Source organism: Buchnera aphidicola (Lipaphis pseudobrassicae), from assembly GCF_005081185.1.
GTDB classification, from domain to species: domain Bacteria; phylum Pseudomonadota; class Gammaproteobacteria; order Enterobacterales; family Enterobacteriaceae; genus Buchnera; species Buchnera aphidicola_AD.
The window spans coordinates 263940-272759 of record NZ_CP034870.1 but is presented as its reverse complement, the minus strand read 5'-3'; the positions used below and the strand labels follow the sequence as shown (position 1 = coordinate 272759).

At 25.1% G+C, this 8820-nt stretch carries 4 protein-coding genes; 1 reads left to right on the top strand and 3 read right to left on the bottom strand.

The features are described 5' to 3' along the window. Positions 1 to 11: 11 nt before the first annotated feature. Complete coding sequence (gene flhA / locus D9V70_RS01240) at positions 12 to 2099, bottom strand: flagellar biosynthesis protein FlhA (protein WP_158355954.1); 2088 nt, start codon at positions 2097 to 2099, stop codon at positions 12 to 14. Next, positions 2092 to 3243 (bottom strand): flagellar biosynthesis protein FlhB, encoded by a 1152-nt coding sequence (gene flhB, locus D9V70_RS01235; protein WP_158355953.1) that lies wholly within the window; start codon positions 3241 to 3243, stop codon positions 2092 to 2094. The genes flhA and flhB overlap by 8 nt, the downstream gene beginning before the upstream one ends. A gap of 287 nt (positions 3244 to 3530) precedes the next feature. Between flhB and D9V70_RS01230 the strand changes: the two genes are divergently transcribed. Next, positions 3531 to 5246: a proline--tRNA ligase gene (locus tag D9V70_RS01230; RefSeq protein WP_158355952.1), complete on the top strand. Its 1716-nt coding sequence runs from the start codon at positions 3531 to 3533 to the stop codon at positions 5244 to 5246. An 83-nt stretch (positions 5247 to 5329) separates the two neighbouring features. Here the strand turns inward: D9V70_RS01230 and dnaE are convergent, their stop codons facing one another. Then, complete coding sequence (gene dnaE, locus D9V70_RS01225) at positions 5330 to 8818, bottom strand: DNA polymerase III subunit alpha (protein ID WP_158355951.1); 3489 nt, start codon at positions 8816 to 8818, stop codon at positions 5330 to 5332. Positions 8819 to 8820: the final 2 nt, after the last annotated feature.

Below are 8820 nucleotides of genomic sequence, written 5' to 3'. Positions count from 1 at the left end.
AATTTATTTTTTCAATTTCCAATAATACTACTCATTTTAATTGTTTTAGTATGTGTAATTTCAAAATAAGACAAAACAGTCAATTCTGGAAAATTTGCTCGTAAAAATTGAGATAGAAAAAACCGAAGAGGATGACTTACTAATAATACAAGAGGAGAACCTATTGATAATTGTTTTTCAATAGCTTCTTTTGTTTTTATCAATAAAGTTTGAGATAAATTAGGCTCAATAGCATTAGAACCTTCTTTCATGCTATTTAATAGTAATTTTTCTAAATTAGATTCTAATCCAATTACTTCAATAGTATCTTTATCATTAAATAATTTTTGTACAATAATTTTTTTTAGTGAAACACGAACAATACTAGTTAATTCATTTACATCTTTTTGATGTTCTGCATGTTCTGATAATGTTTCTAAAATAGTCCTCATATCACGAATAGGAATATTTTCTGATAGTAAGTTTTTTAAAACTTTATGTAAAATTGTTAAATTAATTATATTTGGAATCAACCCTTCAGTTAATTTTGGCATATTGATAGAAACATATTCTAATAATTGTTGAGCTTCTTGACGACCAAACAATTCATCAATATAATTAGAAATTAAAAAATTTACATGTGTAGAAATTATAGTACTAGGTTCTACAACAGAATAACCTTTTTTTTGAGCTTCTTTTTTAAAGTGTTTATTAATCCAATAACCAGATAAACCAAAAGTAGGTTCATATACTTTTTTAAATGGTAACGATTCTACTTCTCGTCCTGTTTTTATAGCCATAAAAAGATCTGGAAAACATTCTCCTCTTCCTACTTCTACACCTTTTATTAGCATACAATAAGTATTTTTTAATAAATTTATATTATTTTTAATATGTACTAATGGAGGCAAAAATCCAATTTCTTGAGCAATTTTTTTTCGAACCATACGAATCTTATCTACTAAATCTGATTGTTTATTAACATCAATCATTGATGTTAAATTTTGTCCTAGTTCTATTCTGATAGGATCTTCTAATTGTACATCATTCCAAGAAGCTTCTGAAATGGATTCTTGTATTAACTTATATTCTTTTTTACTGTTTGAAATATTACTGTCTTGTGCATGTTTTATTTCATATAACCACCAAGAAAGAATGAATAGCAAAAATGTAAATACTAAAAAAATGATATTTGGCATTCCTGGAACTAGTCCTAATACACCTAACACTCCTGCACTTAATAAAATAACTTGAGGGTTATAAAATAACTGACCAATCATCTGTTCTCCAACATTTTGATTAGTACTAACACGTGTTACAATTACACCAGAAGCAGTAGAAATCACTAAAGCTGGAATTTGAGCAACTAATCCATCTCCAATAGTTAATAGAGTATAAACTTCTATAGCTGTACTTAATGGCATATGATGTTGTACTAAACCAATAATTAAACCTCCAAATATATTTAAAACCATGATTAAAATTCCAGCAATAGCATCACCTCGAACAAACTTACTAGCACCATCCATAGAACCATAAAAATCAGCCTCTTGTGTTATTTTTATACGACGTTTTTTCGCTTTTTCTTCGCCAATTAATCCAGCATTTAAATCAGCATCAATTGCCATTTGTTTTCCTGGCATTGCATCTAATATAAATCGAGCACCTACTTCCGCAATACGACTAGCACCTTTAGTAATAACTATAAAATTAATAATAACTAAAATTATAAATACAACTATTCCAATAGCAAAATTTCCACCAACTAGAAAATAACCAAAAGATTCAATTACTTTTCCTGCAGCACTGGTTCCAGTATGCCCATTTAAGAACACAATACGAGTAGAAGCTACATTTAACGCTAAACGTAATAATGTAGAAAATAGCAAAATAGTAGGAAATGCAGTAAACTCTAATGTATGACGAGTAAACATTGACACAAGTAAAATTATTATTGATAAAGCAATGTTAAAAGTAAATAAAATATCTAGAACAAAAGGTGCTAACGGCAAAATCATCATCGCGAGAATCATTAAAATCAATATAGGTCCAGCAAGTATTTGCCATTGGGATATTCTTAACTTTTTCATAATACTTAAAAAAGAAGAAAAATTAATCATTATTTTTATGTTCTCCTCTAAAAGTTAATTCTGATGGAACTATTATATTTATAGGTTTATCAGGAAAAACACCGCCTTCTTTTTTCCATTTTCTTACCTTCCATACCCATGCTAAAACTTCTGCAACAGCCTTATAAAGAGGACCAGGAATATATTGTCCTATTTCAGAATAACGGTATAATGAACGAGCTAAAGATGGAGCAGAAATCATAGCAATATCATGCTTGAGAGCTAATTTTTGAATTTTAACCGCCATTTCACCTATACCTTTTGCAATCACCTTAGGGGCATTCATTTTTTTTTCATCATATTGAAGTGCAATTGAATAATGTATAGGATTATTAATAATCACATCAGCTTTAGGTACATCTGATATTATTCTTCTACGTATAGTAGCTTTCATCTCTTGACGAATTCGGATTTTAATATTTGGATTTCCCTCTCTTTCTCTAAATTCATCTTTTATTTCTTGATGAGTCATTTTTAATTTTTTATAATATTTCATTTGCTGAACAATTATATCAAAAATAACAATAGGAACCAATCCTAGTACAACTAAGATACAACATTTAGCAATGATATAACAGCCATGAAATAAAGAAGATGTAAAACGTTCATATACTAATGATAGTATTTCAGAAAGAAAATAATATAAATACCAAAAAGATATACTTATAATTACAAGTAATTTCAATACTATTTTGAAAAACTCTATTATTATTCGAAAAGAAAATATTCTTTTTAAACCATCAAATGGATGTAATCTTTTTAAACTAAATTTTAATGATTTAAAATTCAAGTTAATACCGCTTAATAAGATTTGCGGTATAACTACTATACATAATAAAGTTATTAAAAACGGTAAAAAAATAGATAATATTTCTTTTAAAGATTTAAATGTTTGCAAAAAAATATTATCATTATTTATAATAATATTTGTATTAAAAGAAAAACTGTTAGACATTATTTTTATAAAACTTGATAAGATAAAATCTTTATAGCACCATAAATTTAGAAATCCTACTAATAAAATTAGTATAGAATTTAATTCCCTAGAATATCTTGTTGTTCCTTTTTTTCGAAATTTTTTAATACGATGTTCCGTAGGATTTTCTGTTTTTTCTTCATTTTCATTATAATTCATTTTAAATATCTTTAACCATTATCTCATTCATAAAAAAACTTATTAAATATCTCTATCATAAACAATCGAGTCAATTTTTAAAGATTTTAATAAATGTTAATATATCTTTATAAGATATAATCTTATAGTTTGATTTAATCAATTTGATTTAATTTTTTGAAAAAATTAAAAATTTTAGATTTAAAAATATTCTTTCATATTTTAAAAAAAGGTTTTAAACATTATATTATAATATAATATGATTATATTCATTAATAAAAACACTTTATTTTTTGAGATATTAAAAAATGCGAGCAAGTCAATATTTATTATCAACTTTAAAAGAAAAACCATATGATACAGAAATTATCAGTCATCAATTAATGATAAGAAGTGGAATGATTAGAAAAATATCTTCAGGTTTATATATTTGGCTCCCAACTGGTATAAGAGTTGTAAAAAAAGTAAAAAAAATTATTGAAAAAGAAATGCAAAAAATACAAGCATTAGAAATTTGTATGCCCATAATCCAACCAGAATATTTTTGGAAAAAAAGTGGACGTTTAAATATTTATGGTAAAGAACTATTAAAATTCTATGATCGTCATAAAAACTCGTTTATCTTAGGTCCTACTAATGAGGAAGTAGCTACTAATTTTATAAAAGGAGAAATTCATTCCTATAAAGCACTGCCATTAATAGTATATCAAATACAAACAAAATTTAGAGATGAAATACGACCTCGTTTTGGAGTTATTAGAGCACGTGAATTTCTTATGAAAGATGCTTATTCTTTTCACACTGATGAAAATTGTTTAAAAAAAACTTATAATACATTTTATGAAAGTTATATAAATATATTTAATAAAATGAAATTAAACTTTTGTGTGGTAAAAGCTGATTCAGGTTTTATGGGAGGCAATATTTCCCATGAATTTCAAGCTTTTTCTCAAAATGGAGAAGATCAAGTTGTTGTTTCAGAAAATATGTTATATTCATCACATATAAACACTACTCAATCGATAGAAAAACTTGATTTTTCAAAAAATAAAAACATAATAAAAACTATTATAAAAGAGAAAAAAACTAAAAAAACTACCATTGTTTCTAATACAAATATACCAATAACTAATCAGATTAAAACTATTTTAGTACGTACTAAAAAAAATAATACTCATTCAATAGCTGCGTTATTAATACGTGGAGATCATGAATTAAACTTATTCAAAGTAGAAAAGATTGAAATTCTTCAAAAACCTTTAGTATTCCTTAACGAAAACGAAACTATTTCGTTTTTAGGAGTAAGTAAAAAATTTCTTGGACCTATAGGATTAAAAGTTCCAATTATTGCAGATATTTCTACTTATAAAATGAAAAATTTTACTATAGGAGCAAATATTAATAATCGTTTTTTTATTAATGTAAATTGGAATATAGATTTACCTATTCCAATAATTCAAGATATCAGAAAAGTAACACAAAATGATTTCAGTTCCAACGAAAAAAAATCTTTCACAACTAAGAAAAGCATTGAAATTGGACATATATTTCAAATTGGTAAAAAATATTCTGAATTAATGAAAGCTTGTGTTAAATTAAAAAATGGTAATCAAGAAAATATACATATGGGATGTTATGGTATAGGAATTAGTAGAGTAATAGCTGCAGTAATAGAACAAAATCATGATGAAAAAGGTATTATTTGGCCTACTTCTCTCGCTCCCTTTGAAGTGGTCCTATTACCTATTAATATACAAAAATATCATGATGTAAAAAATATATCAGAATTTTTATATGAAAATTTTAAAAAAAATAATGTAGATGTTATGATAGATGATCGAAACGAACGAACAGGTATAATGTTAAATCAAATGGATTTAATTGGGATACCCCATCAAATTATAATTAGCCAAAATTTAATTAATAATAATAATGTTGAATATATAGAAAGAAAAAATAAAAATACTATGTTAATTAACATAAACAATATCATAACATTTATACTAGAAAAAATTCAAAAATAAAAAATAAATAACTCGCAGTATTTAGTAAGATTGTATTTTCGCGAGTTATAAATTAAAAAAATTATATTTTCATATTTTTATTTTTAATTATATTTTAATTTTATTTTTTTTAATTTTGATAATTTTTGCAACTTATTTAAACATTCATTGTTAATTTCAACTAACCATTTTTTAGATATTTTTGAATTTAAAAAAAGTTTTTTTTCGCAAGAACAAATAAAAACTGAAACATTTCCTATAGGCTGTTTTTCTAAAAATTGAAATAAATCTTTGATGAAATTTACATCTATTTTTTTTTCATTTAATATAATCATTAACTTATGTAAATATTTTTTCCTTACTATTTGTAAATTCATTAATTCATAAGCCGTCATTTTAATGTTTTTACTAATGAAATTAAGATTGACTATTCCTTTTACAAACAAAAGTGTTTTTATTGTTAAAAAAGATCTATGTAAATCTAATAAACTTGTAAATACTAATACTTCTAAACGACTGGTACCATCATCTAACATTAAGATCGCTATTTTATTGTTATTTTTAGTTTTTTTGATTTTAATAGAAACGATTATTCCCATAATTAAAATTTTTTTATTTTTTTTAATTTTATCTAATTGCGATAATGTTATATTATTTGGAAAATAGTTTTTTAATTCTTCTCTATATTTATCAATAGGATGTCCTGTAAGATACAATCCTAATACTTGGTATTCATCATCTAATACATTTGTCTTTACATTAGAAAAACGAATTAAATTATTCTCTTTTACTTGATTTAGTTCATCTTGAAATAAACCAAAAAGACTATCTTGTTTAAAATGTCTAACTTTAAAAGCTTCTTTTGAAGCATTTAAAGCATCATCAATTAAACTAAGCAAATAATGTCTATTTTTATCAAAACAATCACAAGCTCCAGACATTATTAATTTTTCTAATATTCGACGAGTAATTTTATTAGAATCAAAACGTATACAAAGATCAAATAAATCATTAAAATTACCGTTTTTCTCTCGTTCTATAACGATATCACGAGCTGAATTTTCGCCTATTCCTTTAATAGCGCCAATACCATAAACTATATGATTAGATTTATTTACATAAAACTCATATCTACTTAAATTAATATTAGGAGGTACAATTTTAATTCCCATATGAAAACATTCATTTACTAAAATAATAATTTTTTCTGTATTATCTATATCAGAAGTCATTGTAGAAGCCATAAACTCCGCAGGATAATGTACTTTTAACCATAAAGTTTGATAAGAAAGTAAAGCATAAGCTACTGAATGGGATTTATTAAATCCATATCCTGCAAATTTTTCTAACAAATCAAATATTTTTACTGCTAATGTTTTATTAATACCATTTTTTAAAGCTCCATATTCAAATATAGCACGTTGCTTTGACATATCTTTAATGTTTTTTTTACTCATAGCTCGTCTTAAAATATCTGCACTACCTAAGGTATAACCTGCTAAAGTTTGTGCTATTTGCATGACTTGTTCTTGATATAAAATAATGCCATATGTTGATTCTAATATTGGTTTTAATAATATATGTTGCCATTTATGATCAGGATATGCAATTTTTTCACGTCCATGTTTACGGTTGATGAAATTATCTACCATTCCAGATTGTAATGGTCCAGGTCTAAAAAGAGCTACTAAAGCAATTATGTCTTCAAAACAATCAGGTTGAAGTCTTTTAATTAAATCTTTCATGCCATAAGATTCTAATTGAAATATAGCTGTAGTTTGAGATTTTTTTAACATATTAAAACATTCATCATCATTCAGAACAATAGAATTAATGTTAATTAATTTTTTATTGTAAAATTTTAGTTTTGCATTTATCATATTTACTGCGCAATTAATAATTGTTAAAGTACGTAAACCAAGAAAATCAAATTTAACCAATCCTACATACTCTATATCATTTTTATCAAATTGAGTTACAGGATTATTTCCCTTCTCATCACAATATAAAGGACAAAAATCAATAATTTTAGTAGGTGAAATAACTACGCCTCCTGCATGTTTTCCAAGATTTCTATTAACTCCTTCTAATTTTTTAGCAATATTAATTAGAGTTTTAATTTCTTCATTATTTTTATAAAGATTAGATAATTCAGATTCTTTTGAAAAAGCTTCTTTTAAAGTTATTCCAGGATCTAAAGGGATTAATTTAGATAAATTATTTATAAAACCATATGGATATCCTAATACTCTACCAACATCTCTAACAACAGCTTTTGCTGTCATTGTTCCAAAAGTAATAATTTGAGCTACTGATTCTCTACCATATATATCTGCAACATGATCAATAACTTGATCCCGTTTTTCCATACAAAAATCGATGTCAAAATCTGGTAATGATATACGTTCTGGATTCAAAAACCGCTCGAATAAAAGATTAAAACATAACGGATCTACTTCTGTAATATTTAATGCATATGCAACAAGAGAACCAGCACCAGAACCTCGTCCCGGACCTACTGGTATATTGTTATTTTTTGCCCATTTTATAAATTCCATAACAATTAAAAAATATCCTGGAAATCCCATTTTATTAATTACATTTAGTTCCATATCCAAACGACATTTGTATTTATCATAAATATATTGATATTTTTTTAAATCAGGATAAGATGTACTCAAACGTCGTTTAATCCCTTGATATGATTTCATAATTAAGTATTTTTTAACGCTTATTGTTCCTGTAAAAAACTGAGGTAAAAAATATTTACCAGAATTTATAAATACATTACACCGTTTTGCTATTTCTACACTATTTTCAAGAGATTCTGGAATATCAGAAAAGAGATCATACATTTCTGATGTGCTTTTTAAAAATTGTTGATCGCTGTAATCATCTTGAATTTTTGAATTTTTTAGTATTTGACCTTCATTAATCGCAATTCTAATTTTATGAACCTTAAAATCTTCTTTATTTAAAAAACATACATCATTAGTTGCTACAACTGGAATACCTTTTGATAAAGATAAGTCTATTGCTAAATGCAAATATTTTTCTTCGTTTTCTCTATTAGTACGCAATATTTCTAAATAATAAGATTCTGGAAAATATTTTTGATAAAAAGACAAACAGGAAAATATTGAAGATGAATTACCACGAAGTAAAACTTTACCAATTTCACCTTTACATCCACCAGAAAGTAATATTAATCCTTTGTTTAGCTCTAATAACCATTTTTTTTGTATGGTTATATTATAACTATTAATATATCCTTTTTGATATGCACGAGAAATTAATAAAATTAAATTTTTATAACCTTCTTGAGTAGCAGCTAATAAAGTTAACGTTGTCAATTCATTATTAGCTAAATTAGAAAAAAATTTAACTGTTGCTCCAATGATAGGTTTTACACCTAATTTATGAGCTGTATTATAAAACTTAATTACACCATATAAATTGCAATAATCTGTTATTGCAAGAGCAGGCATATCTAAAAATACTGATTTTTTAACTAAATCTTCAGGTTTAGATAATCCATCAACAATTGAATAATCACTATGTACATGAAGATGAATAAATTTTGGTTCATTCATTC

Bases quoted from the DNA above. Each gene is read 5' to 3' on its own strand.
- flhA (WP_158355954.1), bottom strand. From the start codon at position 2,099: ATGATTAATTTTTCTTCTTTTTTAAGTATTATGAAAAAGTTAAGAATA.
- flhB (WP_158355953.1), bottom strand. From the start codon at position 3,243: ATGAATTATAATGAAAATGAAGAAAAAACAGAAAATCCTACGGAACAT.
- D9V70_RS01230 (WP_158355952.1), top strand. From the start codon at position 3,531: ATGCGAGCAAGTCAATATTTATTATCAACTTTAAAAGAAAAACCATAT.
- dnaE (WP_158355951.1), bottom strand. From the start codon at position 8,818: ATGAATGAACCAAAATTTATTCATCTTCATGTACATAGTGATTATTCA.